Genomic DNA, 16,774 nt, shown 5'->3' with positions numbered 1-16,774 from the left:
GTTGGATTCGACCGAGCGGGCGTGAGGTAACGTGCGTTACCATTGGCTCGGATTCGGCTGATAACACGTGTCACTTCTCAGTGGGACACAACTCGAGAGCAGGGAAGACGGCGTGGTCACCAAGAGCGAGGACGTCGCCAGGGCCGCGGGCGTCAGCCGGGCGACCGTGAGCCAGATCCTCAACGGACACGGCCGGCGCTTCTCCAAGGCCACTCGCGAACGCGTGCTCCAGGCCGCCGAGGAGCTCGCCTACCGACCCTCCGTCGCGGGCCGCGCGCTCGCCACGGGGACGAGTGACATCGTGGTCGCGCTACTGCCCTACACCACGCTGAGCATGAATCTGCAGCAGGTCCTCGAGCGCACGACCGAGGAACTCGCCAAGCACGGCATCACGCTCGTCCTGCGCCTGTCGACGCGGGCCGTGGCCCCCCTCGAACGCCTCGTCACCACGCTCCGGCCGCGCGCGATGCTCTCGCTCACGCCGTTCGGCGACGACGAGCGGGCCCTGCTCGAACGGCACAGCACCGCCGTGGTGAGCCCAGCCGACTACGACGACGGGTTCGATCAGCGCGTGGGCCGCGCCCAGGCCGAGCACCTCATCGAACGCGGCTTCCGACGCCTCGCCTTCGTCCACATCGACGACGAGCGGTACGACCCGTTCGGCCACCTTCGAGAGGTCGGCGTACGCGAGGTGTGCCAGGAAAACGGCCTTCCGGAACCCGTCGTCCTCAAACCGAGGCTGGCACACGCCGACGTGCTCGACGTCGTCGACGCACTCGAGCCCGGCACCGGCGCCGCGTGCTACAACGACGACATCGCTGTCGCCCTCATGCACGCGGCGGCCGAACGCCGGCGTGAGGTGCCCGACGCGATCGCGATCATCGGCATGGACGGGACGCAGCTCTCGGAGGCCGTGGGTCTCACGACCCTCAGTGTGGACGTCGACGCCGCCGCCCGGGCCTCGCTGGACTCGCTCCTCGCCGGCCTGGGCCTGTCGACCGAGGGTCCGGCGCGCCCGCCGGTGGAACCACACGTCGTCGCCCGCCGGACCACCTGATATCGCCCCGGTACTCACAGCTTCAGATCGCTGGTGTCGGCATGGACGCCCGCCATCAGGTCGCCTTGGAGCTTCCCCGTGTGCTTGTCGAGGGTGTAGAAGAAGGTCAATACGAGCATGGCGAGGCAGAGGGACGACGGAGTACAGGGCGATGATCACGCTCTCGGTCCCAGGTGACTGGGTCCGCGCCGTCCCGTCATACGCCGCCAGGCTCATGACGGCTCCGACGAGGGCGGAAGCCAGGCCGGCTCCGAGCTTCCCGCAGAAGCCCACCACCGAGTTGGCAGCCGCCTCGATCCGTTTACCGGTCTTCCACTCGTTGTAGACCATCGTCTGGATGACGAAGTAGCCCACGAGCATGGTGATGATGCTCGCCATGCTGCCCATCAGAGTGCCACCGATGACGGCCGCGGGTACGCGCGGAAAGAGGTAGACAATCGCGTAGCCGATGATCGCCAGGACTAGGTGTACTGACCTGAGAGGTTAGGTACGCGGGAGGCGGGAGGGCCGCTGATCGCGGTGATCGCCTGGACCGCACATTTGTCAGACATGCCCTAGCCGGCGAGCGCTCGCGGACGACGAGGCGGCGAGGCGGACGCTTGTGGAGTGCCTGGAGCGCAACAGGCCGCAGAGACGCCACAAGGCCCCGCCTCCAGCCCTGCGGCGTGCAGAGTCCAGAGACGGGGCCTTGTGATGCGGGCGGCTCATGCGTGCGCCCATAAGGGGCAGGGGGAGGCCCTCGCCCGGCGGATTCCCGTACCGCCCGTGGATAGCGAAACGCATCGTGTACGGGTTCTAGAGGGGATGAACGCCCGCAAGCGCCGCGGGTCACACGGCGGCTGTCCCAGTCGTCCTAAGCATTCGGCTTCTTCTGCGCGGCGACAGCAGCGCCGATGAGCGCCCCCACGGATGCCAGCAACAGGAGGGCTCCGACGATCATCACGATCTCAACCGGCATCGGCAGTTCCATCGCTACCGACAGTCCGCACAGCAGAACCGCGAGACCAGCAATGCAGGCGGCAAGAGTACCGAACGCCTTCGTGTTCATGCCCGCACTCTACCAACCGCGGCAATTGTTTCGTACCGGAGTTTTTAGAGACTCGGAACCAACGCATCGACAGGTGCCGATGCCGGATTGTGCTGGTAGAAGTCGTCTTCGAACTCCGACGGCGGGACCAGGCCGATCTCTCCGTGCAAGCGGCGGTGGTTGAACCAGTCCACGTACTCGGCCACAGCGATCTCGAGGTCCTCGATGCCCTTCCAGGGACCCTTGTTGCGGACCAACTCGGCCTTGAACAGCGAGTTGAACGCCTCGGCCAGTGCGTTGTCGTAGGAATCGCCGGTGGACCCGACCGAGGCGAGGGCCCCGGCCTCGGCCAGGCGCTGGGTGTAGCGCACCGCGACGTACTGCACGCCGCGGTCGCTGTGGTGGACGAGCCCATCGACGCTGTGGCCCCGGTGCCGGCGGGCCCACAGGCCCATCTCCAACGCGTCCAGGGCCAGGTCGGTGCGCAGCGACTTGGAGACCTGCCAGCCCACCACCCGGCGGGAGGACACGTCGATGACGAACGCGGCGTAGACCCACCCGGCCGCGGTGCGCACGTAGGTGATATCGGCGACCCACAACTGGTTGGGCTCAGTGGCAGTGAAGGCGCGCTCGACCAGGTCCGGGCGCTCGTCGGACGTCGCAACCGGGATGGTGGTGCGCGGGGACTTGGCCCGGGTGATGCCGCACAGCCCGGCGGCCTCCATCAGACCCGGTACGAACCAGCGGCCCGGTCACGCAAGTGACGGGGGGCGGCCCCGGCACATATCAGAGCCTTCGCCACACCAGGGCTTCACGGCTACTATCCCTAGAGATGCCTACTCCTGAAGAGATCGACGCAGCCCGTACACCCGACGGCGGTTGGACCCGGGACCAATTGGCCGCGTGGGGGGTTCCTTGGCCTCCCCCAAAGGGATGGCGCAAACGACTTGCAAACGGACTGCCGATCGAGGACGGCTCGGAGGACGGAAACGGCGAACTCCCTGAAACTCTGTTCTGAAGTTTGCCACCAGGGAGCTGGCGTGCCCTTGCTTATACCGGTACGACACCGTAATTCCGTGCCCGCCCCGCAACGGCAGCGTTCGCCCCTGACGTTCGGCCCCCACCAGCCCTGAGGTTTGTCCCTGTGCCTTCCACAGACATGACCGTTCCGTCTCCTGGTGTCCTCCCTCGCGCCCCGCGATGATCCTACGTACCTGGGTCCGTACCGGATCATCGACCGCCTGGGGCCGGAGGCATGGGAGTGGTCCATGCGGCGGTTGACCGCGCCGACCGCCCACTGGTGGTCAAACTCGTCCGTGCCGACCACGCTACCGATCCCGATTTCCGGGAGCGCTTCGCACGCGAAGTGCGCATGGTCCGCCGCGTCAGCGGCACCTGCCTTCCCGCGTTCCTGAACGGCGACAGCACACAAGTTCTCACACGCATGCTGGACCGCACCTGGCAGGTCGAAGCGAGCCAGGACACCTCCACGCGGGGGAAGGCCGTACCCCGCCGTAAGCGCCGCATGCCTCTCTACGCGGCCGCTGCGGCAACCGTCCTCGTATCGGCTTCCCTGGGCTGGAACGCCGGGGACCGGCTCTCCCCCTCGCCGGACCCACCCGATGCCGCTGAGGAACGGCCCGCGGATAGTTCCGCGCCCGCGGGATCCGACGACGTCAGTCCGGTCGGCGCAGCCCTGCGAGGAGGAGACCGACCACTCGGCGTGCGTCGTACCGGGGGTCCTCCTCCGCGCCGATGCAGATGTTGCCGACCCCGCGCATGAGCTCGTAGGCCTCGATGCCGGAGCGGATCTCGCCGGCCCGGGACGCGGCGTCGAGGAGCTGGCCGCGGTCGCCGACGAGGCCGGATTGAGCATGATCCAGCTCGCTCTCGGGTTCGTGACCTCCCACCCGGGCGTGACCAGCGCGCTCATCGGTCCCCGCGCGCCGGACCACCTGAACGCGCAGCTGGCCGCAGCAGAGACCGTGCTCACCACCGACGTGCTCGACGCGATCGACTCCATCGTCGCTCCCGGCACCGACCTGGCAGCACACGAGAAGAACGACACCCCGCCCGCGCTCCTGGACCCGTCACTGCGACGCCGCTGAACGTCCGGGGTCGGCTTCCGTCCGAGAAACCGGCCCCGGACATGCCTCAGGCCAGAGCCTTCGGCTCTGGCCTTTGCTGTGTCCGGGGCCCGTGGAGAACAAGCGCTCGCGTCCGACCGGGGTCAGAGCCCGCAGCCTCTGTTCCCCTGCTCGGTCTCGAGCATCTACCGGCTGCTACCCCAGCAGGGCATACAGGCCGAAGTAGAACACTGACGGGCACAGCAGGCAGCCCAGCCCGGTGTAGAAGGTGGCCGTCATCGCCCCGTAGGGGACCAGTCGTTTGTCGGTGGCCGCAAGTCCGCCGGCCACGCCCGACGTCGTGCCCATCACTCCTCCGTAGGCCATGGCGGCCTTGGGGTTGTTCAGGCCGATGAACCGGGCGATCAGCGGGGTACCGACCATCACCACCACGGACTTGACCAGGCCGGCCGCCACAGACAGGGCGATGACCTCAGTACTGGCACCCACAGCGGTCCCGGTGACCGGTCCGACGATGTAGGTGGCAGCGCCGGCGCCGATGGTGGCCAGTGACTCCGGGTCGGTGTAGCCGAAAGCGGCCGCGACGAGGGCTCCGACCAGGAAGGAGAGGGAGACTCCCAAGAACAGGGAGAGCACACCGGCCACACCCGACTTCTTGATCTCCTGGAGGTCGACCCCGTAGGCGGTGGCAACGATGGCGAAATCCCGCAGCATCGCCCCGCCCATCAGTCCCAGTCCGCTGAAGACGGCGATGTCGGCCAGTCCGTCCTCTCCCCCGGTCTGGACACCACCGAAATAGGCCAAGACCAGGCCAAGGACGATGGCGACGGCCGAACCCTGGAGTCGGCCGCGGGTCAGCGTCTTCGACAGCCAGCCCGAGACCAGCATCATCGCCGCGATGACCACAAAGGCGAAGAGCAGATCGTTTCGCTCGAGTAATGAGCTGATCAGATCCATCTCAAGCCTCCCGCTTCTCTTCTTCAGCCATCTCCGGCAGCGGCTCGGATCGGCCGCCGATCCGTGAGAGCACCGGAACCAACGCCGCACCCACCAGCAGGGCACTCAATCCGGCGAGGAACGCCATAGGGCCCCCCGTGACGGCTTCGGCCACATTCTGTGTGGAGGCCATGGCAATCACGATCGGGATGTACAGCGAACTCCAGAACAACACACCCTGCTCAGTGGGTTTGGGGAACAGGTCCCTCTTGCGAAGCCAGTCGGTGGCCAGCACCAACATGATCATCGCGAATCCGACGCCACCGACATTGGCGTCGACGCCGACCAGGACTCCAAGAACATCTCCGACGAACATGCCGACGAGCAGGCAGAACGCTAATGCTGCTACTCCGTATAGAATCATCGTCTTCTCCTGACCGTTGCCTTACCGGTCACTGGCCCGCTGTGGTGAACAGGTCTGCGAACTGCTTGCGGAGCTCGGCCTTCTGGACCTTGCCCATGACGTTGCGCGGCAGCGCGTCGACGAGCCGCACAGCACGGGGCTGTTTGAAGCGCGCGAGGTCATCGGCGATGAAGCAGGAGATCTCCTCGGCCTCCGGCTGCCCTGCCCCCTGTTCGGACCCTTGGTCCTTGGGGACGACGACGGCGACCACCGCCTCGCCGAGATCGGGGTGCGCGACCCCGATGACGGCCGACTCCAGGACGTCGGGATGGGCGTCGATGTGCTCCTCGATCTCCTTGGGGTAGACGTTGTAGCCCCCGGAGATCACCAGGTCCTTGTCCCGCCCGACGATGCAGAGGTAGCCGTTCTCGTCGATGCGTCCCAGATCGCCGGTGATGAAGAACCCGTCCTCGCGGAACTCGGAAGCCGTCTTCTCCGGCATCTGCCAATAGCCGGAGAAGACGTTGGGGCCCCGGACCTCCACCAGCCCGGCCTCTCCCTGGGGAACCTGGCGGGCAGTCTCACGGTCGACCACCCGGACCTCGACCCCGGGCAGCGGCATGCCGACGGTGCCGGGCCGGCGCGGGCCGCCGCGACAGGGGTTGGTGGTGTTCATCCCGGTCTCGGTCATGCCGTAGCGCTCCAGGATCGCGTGGCCGGTCCGGGTTTCGAAGGCTTCATGGTCGCTGGCCAGCAGGGGTGCGGAGCCGGAGACGAAGAGCCTCATCCGAGCACAGGATTCGGCGGTGAGCCGTTCGTCCTTCATCAGCCGGGTGTAGAAGGTCGGCACGCCCATGAGCACCGTGGCCCGGGGCAGCAGGTCGATGACGGCCTCGGCGTCGAACTTCGGCAGGTAGTACATGGAGGCCCCGGCCGCCAGCGTCATGTTCGCGGCCACGAAGAGTCCGTGGATGTGGAAGATCGGCAAGGCGTGGATGAGCTTGTCCTCGGAGGTGTACTCCCAGGTCTCCAGCAGCGCCTGGCAGTTCGAAGCCAGGTTCCGGTGGGTGAGCACAGCACCTTTGGAGCGGCCTGTGGTGCCGGAGGTGTAGAGGATCGCGGCCGGGTCCTCCGCACCGGCGTCGTAGACCTCGGTGTGACGGCCGTCCTCGCTGAGCAGACTGCCGTCTCCGTCTGTGCCCAGTGTCTCGACCAGCGTTCCAGAGGCCTCACGGTGCTGGTGCTCCTGGGCGGCCTCGGGCGTGCAGACCAGCACACGTGGTGAGGCGTCGGCGATGAAGTAGTCCATCTCCTTGCCGGTGTAGGCAGTGTTCAGCGGCAAGAAGACGCCGCCGATCTGCAGGGTGGCCAGATACAGGCTGATGGCCTCCGGGGACTTCTCCACCTGCATAGCGACCCGGTCTCCGGGTGTGACGCCGCCGGCAGTGAGCTTCGCGGCGATCTGGTGGACCCTGTCCTGGGTCCGGGCGTAGGTGATGCTGTCTCCGCCCGGCAGTTCGAAAAGGGGCTTGTCCGGTCTCGCCTCGGCTTGGGCGGCGAAGGAGCCGTAGATGGTCGTGAACTCCTCTGACATGGGTCCGGTTCCTTTCGCGAGGGTGGAGTCCGGTTCTGCGTCTGGGTCGGTGTCGTCGCGGGCGTCGGCGAGCAGCTCACGGAGCTGATCGCCGAGCGCGACGGAACGACGTCGGACGAATTCCTCGTGCTGTTCCTCCAGAACGTCGGGCTGGTAGCGGTAGTTGATCATCGCGCCGTAGGACTGGTTCCAGGCATATTCGGCAGTGTTGGCCGGCCAATGGAGCTGCCAGGCGGTGGCTCCGTTGCCCAGATGGAAGCGGGCCACCGGGTCGACCGGTCGTCCGTCGCCGTCCCGCTCGTCGGCGACGTAGCGAGCGAGCACCGGCAGCAGCCGGGCGCGGATGTCCTCGGTGGTCCCGTCGTCGAGTTCCTCGGCTCCCTCCGGGCCGCTGAACTGCTCCAGGTCTGTTCGGAGCCGGGTCAGCGCGGTGTCACCGACTCGCTGCTTCGCGCCGGCTTCGGCCTCCAGCCAGGAGCGGAACCCGGGGATCGGCGAGAGGGTCACGAAGTTCTCCAGGTGGGGAAGCTCCTCTTCCACCTGCTCGATGACCTGTTTGATCAGGAAGCTGCCGAAGGAGACACCGGCCAGCCCTTCCAGAGAATTGTTGATGGAGTAGAGTGCCGCGGTGTCGGCCTTGGCCGGGTTCACGGCGGGACCGGGCTCCAACAGCGGCCCCATATGGGAGGGGACCCCTCTGACCAGGGCGACTTCCACGAAGATCAGCGGCACTTCACCGGTGGCGGGGTGGAAGAAGGCGTAGCAGCGTCGGTCCTTGGGCTGCAGCCGGCGCCGCAGCTGCGAGCGCCCGCTCATGGGGTGGACCTTCTCGTACTGCAGCAGGTACTGGTGGAGCTCCTTGGGCGAGTCCCAGGTGATCTCCTCCATCCGCAGGAACCCACGGTTGAACCAGGAGACCAGCAGATGGTGGAAGTCCTGGTCCAAGGGGCGCAGACGGGGGTGACGCTTCTGCAGACGCCGCAGGTCGGCGCGCATGTTCACCAGGGCCAGGGTCGCGTCGGGGGCGTGGTTCATCCGGCGCAGCAGCTGCTGCCGGGCGGGTTCGACGGCGGTGAAGAGCTCGGCCAACTCCGCATGGCCCCGGGTCCGTTCCCAGTGGTGGTAGGCCGCGGTCAGTGCATCGTCGTCGACTCCGTAGTCGTCGAGCATGTGGCGGAAGAAGGTGTGCTGCTCCTCTTCGGTGAGCTGTTGGTAGGCGCTCAGCGCACTGGTGGCGACGGCGCGCACGGAGGCCTCCCCGACGTCACTCATCAGCACCTCGCAGGCGGCCAACAGCTGCTCCAACGCCTCCGGCACCGGCTGCTGACTCTGTTTCCCTGTGCGGCGCTGACGCAGCAACTTGAACAGGTCTGCCAGCAGCCATCCCTCGTTGCGGTTCATCCCCCGCCCTTCGTTGAGTACATCAGCGCTCGTGATGTATATAACATGGAGCATATTGGTCATATGTGACTCAGTCCATAGTTTTCAGTCAGTCAAATAACGTGGAACTGGAAGTGTGATGACACGGATACCGGAGTCCCATCGAGTGCGGGACGCCTTGGAGGATGCGATCGTGGACGGGCGGCACCGCCCGGGTCAGCGGCTGGATCCTGCCCAGCTGGAGGCGCAGTTCGGCTGCTCCAGGACGCCGGTCCGGGAGGCGCTGCAAGCTTTGGAACGCTCCGGACTCGTGCAGATCCGACCAAAGCAGGGCACCTACGTCACCGCCCTGGGCATCACAGAGCTGGCCGAACGCTTCGAACTGATGGCTGAACTGGAGGGAATGGCGGCCCGGCTCTCCTCCCGGCGGATCGGCAAGGAGGCACTGGCCCAGCTCCACCAGGCACTCGAGGAGTGCGAAAGCCACGCGACGGCCGCCGACTCCGACGGCTACTACTACGCCAACGCCTGGTTCCACGGCGTGGTGTACGACTCCTGCGGCAACGAGTACCTCAAGCAGCAAACCCACTCACTACGGCGCGCGCTCCAGCCCTACCGCCGCCTGCAGCTCCGCGTGCCGGACCGCATGCGACGCTCACTGAGAGAGCACCGCATGATCGCCCAGGCCATCGAGGCCGGAGAGGCCGAGACGGCCGAGAACGCCGCCCGCGAGCACGTGCTGGTCCAGATCCACGAGTTCAGCCACCTGGTCCACACCTGGTCCAGACTCCGCGAGGAGGCCGAATAGGTTTCAGCGCGCCCTCGTTCACCTCAGTTCTGCTCGGCCCGTCGGGCGCGCCCCAGCAGCACATGGCCGCCAGGAACGCCGGAGCACCATAGCGCCGGTGACCAGCAGAAAGACGACCGTCATCAGGGAGAGGTCGGAGCAGGGGCCGGCCGGCCCAAGGTCGCGCTGCCGATCGCCGCACACCCGACACCGGTTCCCTCACCGGATCCAACACCTACTCGACCGGGCTGTACTGGATGAGACCTCCCTGGTCAGCGCCCTGCGCAGCTACGTCATCGACCATCTGGGCACCGAGAACGTGGTTCTGGCCGTGGAGGGGACCGGTGACGTCAAGAAGGGCGGCCCGCCAATACACGGGTACGACCGGCCAGGCGGTCTGCCTGGGACGGGACTCGAGCGCACGAGGTGGCGTGGTTGCGGCGTCCGTTCCTGCCGGGGATCACCTTCGAGGAGGCCGGTCGGCACCCGTTGTGTACGCAGCTGAGCCTCCGGTGTCCCGGAGGTGGCCCGGCTCGGCCGTCGAACGGAAGCTGTCGATCTCTGTGAGACGTTCTATGTGGTTGGTTGTCCCAGGTCGGTCGGGCTCATCGTCACGGGTCGGGGTGTCCTTGTCTCGCCCTGAGTGTTCTCACCCCTCGAGGCTGCGATGGCGGAGGAGCCCGTGCGCGAAATCCGATACCAGCGATGTGCCGGCACGCAGATCCTCACGGAACCGCCGGTAGGCGTGTGCCACCGAGTGCGCGGCCGATTCCGAGGCGGGGTCGAGCAGGTACCGGCCGCGCGGATCGGGGCGGGCGCCCCACGTTCCTCCCGTACCGACGACCGTGGTCGACAGCACCACCTGGCCGACATACCCGTCCGCCACCAGGTCGCGAACGCAGACCGGCGCCGGGTTGGATCGGGCCTGGAGGCCGACAGCGTTGGGCAGTCCTCGGCTGTGCGTCAGACCCGCGGGTTCCTCGGCCTCCGCGCCCCCGAAGGCACGGGGTACGTGAGGGCCGATGGAACAGGTGGTTGTTCAGACGGTCCGCGTGGGCACAGGCCGCTCCCCCGGATCCTGGATCCCAGGATCTTCCTCGTAGTTCTTCCCCTGGGTCTCCACCACCCCGAGGTCGACGCCGCGTTCCCGGATCGCACGCACGGACGCCTCCGGCAGCCGGTCGTCGGTGATCACCCGGGAGAAGCTCTCCAGGGCGGCGACCTTGAAAGTCCCGAACGTCCCGTACTTGTCGGCGCCGGCCACCAGCAAGGACATGGACGCGGCTGCCATGGCCGCGCGTTTGACCGCCACCTTCCCGCGCGAGGGCGTGGTCGACCCGCGGTTCAGGTCCCATGAACTCGTCGACATGAAAGCGATGTCGATGTTGAACTCCGAGATCGTCTGTGCCGCGATGTCCCCGATCGCCGAGCGGTTCTCCCGGTCGATCTGCCCGCCTACGAGGAACAGGTTCACGTCGGGGTGATCGGTCATCGACGCGGCTGTAGTGAGGTCGTTGGTGATGACCGTGAGCCCGGAAACGTCCCACAAACAGGGAACGAGCTGCCCCAGGGTCGTACCCGCGTCCAGGTAGAGGGTCTGCCCCTCCTCCACCAGAGCGGCCGCGGTCCGGGCCATGGCACGTTTCTCGTCCAGGGCCACACGTGACTTGTCGCGGTAGGAGGGCTCGGAGCGCACCTGGGTGGCGAGTTCGACCCCCCCGGGGACCGAGCGGACCCGGCCCTCCTCCTCCAGAGTGATGATGTCGCGCCGCACCGTCATGTGCGAGACCCCGAGGATGTCGCACAGATCTTTCACACTCAGCACGTTCGTGCCGCGCAACTCCCTCAAGAGGAGTTCACGTCGTTGTGCCGGGATCATGGTCCTCCTTCTCGCCCGTTCGGGGATCCATGGTAGCGAGTGTTACCAAATGATCCCAAGCGTGATAATTATTGACTCTCATGTTCAGCTGCTGTTAAACAGGGCGGGCCGTTGCCGTGATGCGACGCACACGTGTGCCCCACGGCGCGAGAGAGGGAGAACCATGCAAGCCATCAACACCACGAAGCCCCCATCGGCCCCCGTGCGTTACGCACTCACGGGAGCGCGGGGCGGTTTCGCGCGCACTCTGCTCGCCCAGACGCTGCATATGCCGGGTCTGCGCCCGACAGTCCTGTGCGACCTGGACACCGAGGGCACGATCGCGATGTGCACCGAACTCGGCTACCCGCCCGAGTCGCTGAGGACATGCTCGCGTCCGGACGATCTGGCTGCCCTGAGCCACGACGAGATCGGGATCATCCATGAGACGGCCCTGCTGGAACAGGGCCCCTTCGACGTGCTCGTCGAAGCCACCGGAAACCCGCGTGCGGGCACCTCCGCCGCCAGGACCGCCATCGAATCGGGACGACACGTCGTGATGATCTCCAAAGAGGTCGACTCCGTGGCCGGCGTCGCCCTGGCCTCACTTGCGGAGGAACGCGGGGTCGTGTACACACCAGGACTCGGTGACCAGCCGGCCAACCTCGTCGAGTGGTACGAGCGTGCCGAGTTCCTGGGCCTGGACGTCGTCGCGATCGGCAAGTCCGGTGAGTACGACCTGGTCTTCGACCCCGACACCGGTCGGGTGCGCCATCTCGACCAACAGATCACGGCCCCGGAACTGGAGCAGGTGCTCACCCTCGGCGAGGACGTGCCGGCCACACTGGCGGCCCGGGAGCGCGCGGTCTCCGGCATCCGGCGTTCGGCCGCCGCCGACCACTGCGAGATGGCGGTCGTGGCGAACTGGACCGGTCTGCCCCCGGACGTCGAGACCATGCACTACCCGGTCGTGCGCACCGCGGAGCTGGCCGACGTCTACTCACTGACCACCGACGGCGGCATCCTCACCCGTTCCGGGACCGTGGACGTCTTCACCGTGCTGCGCCTGCCCGAGGAGGCCTCGTTCGCCGGAGGGGTCTTCGTCGTCGTCCGTACCGGGGACCGTGTCTCCTGGGAGACCCTCGCGCAGAAGGGCCACGTGGTCTCCCGTTCGGGGAACCACGCCTGCCTGTACCTGCCCTACCACCTCATGGGCGTGGAGACCCCGCTGAGTGTCTTCAGGGCCGCCGCGTACCGTTCCGCGGTCGGGTCACGCCCACCTCGCACCCACGCGGTCCTGGCCGGCCGTGCCTCGGAGCCGCTCCGGGAAGGCACCGTGCTGGACATGGGCGGGCACCACCACGAAGTCAGCGGGTTGGCCCCGGTCCTGTTGGACGCCGAGGACGCTCCCGACGACGTCGCACCGCTGTACCTGGCCGCCCACACGACCCTGGCCCGCGACGTGGCCCCGGGCGAGCTGGTGCGCCTGCACGATCTGTCCGATCCCGACGAAGAACTCCTCGCTCTCTGGCGTGAGGGCACCGGGAACCCCACGGACCGGAGAAAGGGTTGACATGCCGGACCTCTACGCCCTCCTGGCGTTCCTGTGCGCCATCGTCCTGCTCGTGCTCTTCATCGCCCGGTTCAAGGTGCATCCCGTGGCCACGCTGTTCATCGTGGTCATCACGCTCGGGCTCGTCCTGGGCATGGGCGGGAGCGCATCCGTCGAACTGGTCAAGGAAGGGTTCGGCAGCACACTGGCCGACGTCGGCCTCCTGATCATCTTCGGCTGTGTGCTCGGAAAGATGCTGGAGCTGAGCGGTGCGGCCATGAAGATCACCGAGACCGCGCTGCGCCTCTTCTCGGAGAACAAGGTGCCCTGGGCGATCGCCCTCGCCTCCACCGTGCTCGGCATCCCCCTCATCGCGGACACCGCGGTCGTGATGCTCATCCCCATCGTGTCCGCCCTCGCCTACCGCACGGGCATCTCGATGATGAAGCTCGGCCCTGCCCTCTACTTGGGCGCTTACGTGATGACCTCGGTCATCCCGCCGGGCCCCGGACCGCTGGCCTCGGCGTCGCTGCTGGGTGTGAGCACGGGCGAGGCGATCCTCTACGGCCTGGCCGTCGGGGTCCCCGGCGTGTTCGCCGCGACCCTCTACCTGTCCCGCCTCAAGACACACGTCGAGCCCAAACCGGAGTTCGTCGCACACATGGCCGACGGTTCGAAAACCGGCACCGGCGACGGCGACGGTGGAGACGGCCCGGCGGGCACGGAAGAAGGACCGGAGGAGCCGAGGGTCTCGCTCATCGGCGCGCTCGCACCGATCCTGGCTCCCATCTTCTTCATCGTGACCGCCTCGTTGGCGGCACCGGTGCTGCCGGAGGGCTCCTGGTTCACCGAGACCGTGCTGTTCCTCGGCACACCCACCCTGGCGCTGTTCCTGGCCTGCCTGCTGGCCCTTCCGTTGTTCCGCGGACGGTGGCGGGACAAGTCCACGCTGAACGACCTCTTCGAGTCAGGGCTGCGTATCGCGGCCATGCCCATGGCACTGACCGGTGTGGGCGGGGCCCTGGCCACCATCGTCCGGGAGACCGGGGTCGCCGAGAACGTGGCCGGCACCATCGAGAGCACCGGGCTCTCCCCGGTGATCATCCCGTTCCTCATCGCTGCGGCCGTCTGCACGATCACCGGGTCCAACATTCTGGGCGTGATGACCTCGGCCGCCATCATGCAGCCGCTCCTGCCGGCGCTCGACCTCCAGCCACTCGTGGTGTACCTGGCGTGCGCCACCGGAGCGCAGATCATGAAGCATGCGAACTCGTCGGGGTTCTGGGTCACCACGACCCTGTCGAACATGACGGTGGGCCAGGGTATGCGCTCGATCGGTATCGCCTCGGCCATCTCCGGCCTGACCGGTTTCGCCGTCCTCAACATCATGATCGCGGCGGGCGTCCTCTGACCGGCAGGGGACGGACGGCGTCCCTGCCACGCCCTTGCCGCTGACCCACGATCCACACGAACGATCCGACCACTCTGGAGCACACATGGCCGTTCTCGGCGCCATCGCCGACGATCTCACGGGGGCCACCGACCTGGCGATCACACTCACCTCCGCGGGTTACCGGACCACCGTCGTCCTCGGCATGGAGGACCTGGGAGAGGTGACCGCGGGCGACCTGCGCGAAGAGGCCGACGCCGTGGTCGTGGCACTGAAATCACGCACCATGCCCGTCGACCGGGCTGTCGACGTATCGCTGCGGGCCCTGGAACGGCTGCAGCGGGAAGGGTGCGAACGGTTCTACGTGAAGTACTGTTCGACCTTCGACTCGACCCCTCGAGGCAACATCGGACCGGTGTCCGAAGCGGTGATGGATGCTCTCGGAGAGGACCTCACCGTCGTCGCTCCCGCGTTCCCCACCAACGGGCGCACGGTCTACCGCGGGCACCTGTTCGTGGGGGAGGATCCGCTCGACGAGTCCGCCATGCGCCACCATCCGCTCACCCCCATGAACGACTCGAGCCTGCCGCGGCTACTGGCCCCGCAGGTCAGCGGCGGCGCGAAGGACATCGCCCTCGTGCCGTGGCCGGTGGTCGGACAGGGGGTCGAGGCCGTGCGCGGTGCCATCACCCGGGCCGGCGAGACCGGCGCACGGTTCGTCGTGGTCGACGCCCTGACCGACGAGGACCTGCGGACCCTGGCCGAGGCGACCGCCTCCCTCCGTGTACTGACCGGGGGCAGCGCCCTTGCACAGGGGCTCCGCGGACCGAGGGAGCCCGACCACGCCACCTGGGCGCTGCCGGAGGGGCCGCACGTGGTGCTCTCCGGCAGCGCGTCCCGCGCGACCCAGGGGCAGGTCCAACACGCTCTCACGGTCGGCACGGGGCACCACCTGCGCGCAGCGGAACTGCGCGAGGACTTCGACGGGACGGTCTCCTCCATCGTCTCGGCCGCACTCTCCGCGGACACCTCACCCTTCGTTGTGTACGCGACGGCGTCCCCGGAGGACGTGGCCGAGACCGCGGACGCCTCCGTCATCGAGGAGGCCTTGGCGGCAGTCGCCGAGCGTCTGGTGGCCGGCGGGACCCGCGCACTCCTGGTCGCGGGCGGCGAGACCAGCGGGGCGGTCGTGCAACGCCTCGGCGTCGGCGCGCTCACCCTGGGCCGGGAGGTCGATCCGGGGGTCGCGTGGACCCGCGGCCACCGAGCTGACGGTGATATCCATCTGATGCTGAAATCAGGCAACTTCGGCGGAGAGGACCTCTTCGTCCGAGCTTGGGAAGGGTCCCAGTGAACGCAGAGACACGTGAGGCCGCGCTGCGCCTCTGTGATGCTGGACGCCGCGCCGTGGACCTCGGGCTCAGTCCCGGGGCCTCCGGCAACGTCTCCGTACGCGTCGCGGACCTCACTCTCATGAGCCCGACCGGGATCTCCCTCGGAGAGCTGGAGCCCGAAGTACTGTCGGTCCTCGACTCCGGCGGAACACATCTCGACGGTCCTCCTCCCTCGAAGGAGTACCCGTTGCACTTGGCGCTGTACGGGCGGGTGGAGGAGGCCGGTTCGGTCGTCCACCTGCACTCGCCCCACGCGACCGCGGCCTCGTGCCTGCCCCCCTGGTCGGACACGTCCGCGCTGCCACCGGTCACGCCCTACCTCGTGATGCGCGTCGGCCAGGTACCCCTGGTCCCCTATGCCGCGCCGGGCAGTGCGCGGCTGGCGCACAACGTCTCCGCACTGCCCGGGACGTTCCGCGCAGCACTGTTGGCCAACCACGGTTCGCTCGCGGCGGGCCGGGACCCGGCCGCTGCCTTGGCGGGCGCGATCGAGATCGAGGAGGCCGCTCGGTTGGTGGTGTCGCTCCAGGGGCACGAGTTCTCCGTTCTTACTGCGGAGGAGGTACGTGAGCTGACCGATCAATACGGAACCCCTTGGGGGTTCTGAGACAAAGATTCGCCGGGGCCCGCGCCTCTGCACGGTCTCTACCGTCATGGGCGCGCCCGGCGCGGCCCAGAGCCTGCCCGGTGGGCGCCGGAACCTGGTCGTCGACTCGACCCGGCTCTGAAAACCGGGCTCGGAAGTAGTGCCCAGTCGGCTGCCGGGTGGGTTCTTCCGTCCAGACACCCCTGATCCATGGGGTGGCAGGGGCGCGTGGCTCACGCCCCGCGTTCCACACACTCTGGCCGCGGGCGGCGAGGTCGTGGGAAGCGTTCCGGTCGGCGTGGGCAACGACCCCGCGCCCCCGGCAGAGAAAAAACCCCTGGCCCACACGGTTGCGCGTATCGACGTGCTCGCACTCGGCGCACGTCAGCGAGGTGTAGGCCGGGTCGACCACGACCAGGGGCACACCCGCCCGCCGGGCCTTGTAGAGGAGGAAGCCGGCGAGCTGGGCGAAGGCCCAGGAATGGAGCGCGACCCGTTGGGGCGCCGGAAAGAGGCTGCGGCCGCAGGCCGTCGTTCGAGGGTGGTGGCGGGCGACGGGCGGGACGGCCCCGGGAGCGGATGCCCTGAGCCGGTGGAGGTCGTGGCGATGTTGGCGATGCCCAGATCCACGCCGATGAACCCGTCCGGCTCGTGCTGCTCGGCCTCGTCCACCTCGCAGGTGGCCAGGGGGTAGAACACCCCCTCGCGCTCGATCAGAACGGA

Annotated in this window: 16 protein-coding genes and 2 pseudogenes; 7 read left to right on the top strand and 11 right to left on the bottom strand. The window is 67.7% G+C overall.

What is annotated here, in order from left to right; all coding sequences use genetic code 11:
• Positions 1-112 precede the first annotated feature (112 nt).
• Positions 113-1,057 carry a LacI family DNA-binding transcriptional regulator gene (locus D473_RS0110575; protein ID WP_017609046.1) on the top strand — a complete coding sequence of 315 codons (945 nt, stop codon included), beginning with the start codon at positions 113-115 and terminating at the stop codon, positions 1,055-1,057.
• 141 nt (positions 1,058-1,198) lie between these two features.
• Here the strand turns inward: D473_RS0110575 and D473_RS28690 are convergent.
• The 4 genes and pseudogenes from D473_RS28690 to D473_RS28110 form a co-directional block, all read right to left on the bottom strand.
• Positions 1,199-1,510, bottom strand: a pseudogene (locus tag D473_RS28690) (MFS transporter); the annotation flags it as partial.
• A 400-nt stretch (positions 1,511-1,910) separates the two neighbouring features.
• The gene (locus D473_RS0110560) at positions 1,911-2,105 is read right to left on the bottom strand and encodes a hypothetical protein (RefSeq protein ID WP_017609043.1); all 195 of its coding nucleotides are present in this window, start codon (positions 2,103-2,105) and stop codon (positions 1,911-1,913) included.
• 44 nt (positions 2,106-2,149) lie between these two features.
• On the bottom strand, positions 2,150-2,809 hold the full coding sequence (locus D473_RS24655; protein WP_017609042.1) for an IS3 family transposase: 660 nt from the start codon (positions 2,807-2,809) through the stop codon (positions 2,150-2,152).
• Positions 2,810-3,760: 951 nt separating this feature from the next.
• Positions 3,761-3,994 (bottom strand): SbtR family transcriptional regulator, encoded by a 234-nt coding sequence (locus tag D473_RS28110; RefSeq protein WP_017609041.1) that lies wholly within the window; start codon positions 3,992-3,994, stop codon positions 3,761-3,763.
• On the opposite strand from D473_RS28110, the gene D473_RS28105 reads away from it, so the two are divergent.
• Complete coding sequence (locus D473_RS28105) at positions 3,959-4,192, top strand: aldo/keto reductase (protein WP_241474759.1); 234 nt, start codon at positions 3,959-3,961, stop codon at positions 4,190-4,192. The two genes, D473_RS28110 and D473_RS28105, sit on opposite strands and share 36 nt — an antisense overlap.
• Positions 4,193-4,366: 174 nt before the next feature.
• On the opposite strand, the gene madM is transcribed toward D473_RS28105, so the two are convergent.
• From madM to D473_RS28100, 3 genes are read right to left on the bottom strand one after another with little or no spacing between them, the layout of a single operon-like run.
• Positions 4,367-5,128, bottom strand: a complete 762-nt coding sequence (gene madM, locus D473_RS0110540; protein ID WP_017609039.1) for a malonate transporter subunit MadM — start codon at positions 5,126-5,128, stop codon at positions 4,367-4,369.
• A 1-nt stretch (position 5,129) separates the two neighbouring features.
• Entirely contained in the window at positions 5,130-5,531 is a 402-nt protein-coding gene (madL, locus tag D473_RS0110535; protein WP_017609038.1) for a malonate transporter subunit MadL, read from the bottom strand.
• A gap of 28 nt (positions 5,532-5,559) precedes the next feature.
• Entirely contained in the window at positions 5,560-8,568 is a 3,009-nt protein-coding gene (locus D473_RS28100; protein WP_241474758.1) for an AMP-binding protein, read from the bottom strand.
• Between the two features lie 55 nt (positions 8,569-8,623).
• Here D473_RS28100 and D473_RS0110525 point away from each other — a divergent pair, with 55 nt between their 5' ends.
• Positions 8,624-9,292 carry a GntR family transcriptional regulator gene (locus tag D473_RS0110525; RefSeq protein ID WP_026126814.1) on the top strand — a complete coding sequence of 223 codons (669 nt, stop codon included), beginning with the start codon at positions 8,624-8,626 and terminating at the stop codon, positions 9,290-9,292.
• A gap of 628 nt (positions 9,293-9,920) precedes the next feature.
• On the opposite strand, the gene D473_RS0110510 is transcribed toward D473_RS0110525, so the two are convergent.
• Entirely contained in the window at positions 9,921-10,157 is a 237-nt protein-coding gene (locus D473_RS0110510; RefSeq protein ID WP_017609034.1) for a hypothetical protein, read from the bottom strand.
• Positions 10,158-10,310: 153 nt separating this feature from the next.
• The gene (locus D473_RS0110505; RefSeq protein ID WP_017609033.1) at positions 10,311-11,150 is read right to left on the bottom strand and encodes a DeoR/GlpR family DNA-binding transcription regulator; all 840 of its coding nucleotides are present in this window, start codon (positions 11,148-11,150) and stop codon (positions 10,311-10,313) included.
• Between the two features lie 163 nt (positions 11,151-11,313).
• On the opposite strand from D473_RS0110505, the gene D473_RS0110500 reads away from it, so the two are divergent.
• The 4 genes from D473_RS0110500 to D473_RS0110485 all read left to right on the top strand — a co-directional run bounded on the left by D473_RS0110500 (position 11,314) and on the right by D473_RS0110485 (position 16,072).
• Entirely contained in the window at positions 11,314-12,702 is a 1,389-nt protein-coding gene (locus D473_RS0110500; protein ID WP_017609032.1) for a hypothetical protein, read from the top strand.
• A gap of 1 nt (position 12,703) precedes the next feature.
• A complete protein-coding gene (locus D473_RS0110495; protein WP_017609031.1) occupies positions 12,704-14,092 on the top strand; it encodes a GntP family permease in 1,389 nt (462 codons plus the stop codon).
• Between the two features lie 85 nt (positions 14,093-14,177).
• Positions 14,178-15,425 (top strand): 3-oxo-tetronate kinase, encoded by a 1,248-nt coding sequence (gene otnK, locus D473_RS0110490; RefSeq protein ID WP_017609030.1) that lies wholly within the window; start codon positions 14,178-14,180, stop codon positions 15,423-15,425.
• Entirely contained in the window at positions 15,422-16,072 is a 651-nt protein-coding gene (locus D473_RS0110485; protein WP_017609029.1) for a class II aldolase/adducin family protein, read from the top strand. The genes otnK and D473_RS0110485 overlap by 4 nt, the downstream gene beginning before the upstream one ends.
• On the opposite strand, the gene D473_RS28095 is transcribed toward D473_RS0110485, so the two are convergent.
• Positions 16,014-16,463: a transposase gene (locus D473_RS28095; RefSeq protein WP_241474757.1), complete on the bottom strand. Its 450-nt coding sequence runs from the start codon at positions 16,461-16,463 to the stop codon at positions 16,014-16,016. The genes D473_RS0110485 and D473_RS28095 overlap by 59 nt on opposite strands.
• Positions 16,436-16,774, bottom strand: a pseudogene (locus tag D473_RS28090) (hypothetical protein); the annotation flags it as partial. The pseudogene D473_RS28090 and the gene D473_RS28095, both read right to left, overlap by 28 nt.

This window comes from Nocardiopsis xinjiangensis YIM 90004, assembly GCF_000341145.1.
In the GTDB taxonomy this organism is placed as follows: Bacteria; Actinomycetota; Actinomycetes; order Streptosporangiales; family Streptosporangiaceae; genus Nocardiopsis; species Nocardiopsis xinjiangensis.
Note: the sequence above shows the minus strand (reverse complement) of the source record. Positions and strands in the feature narration are given on the sequence as shown.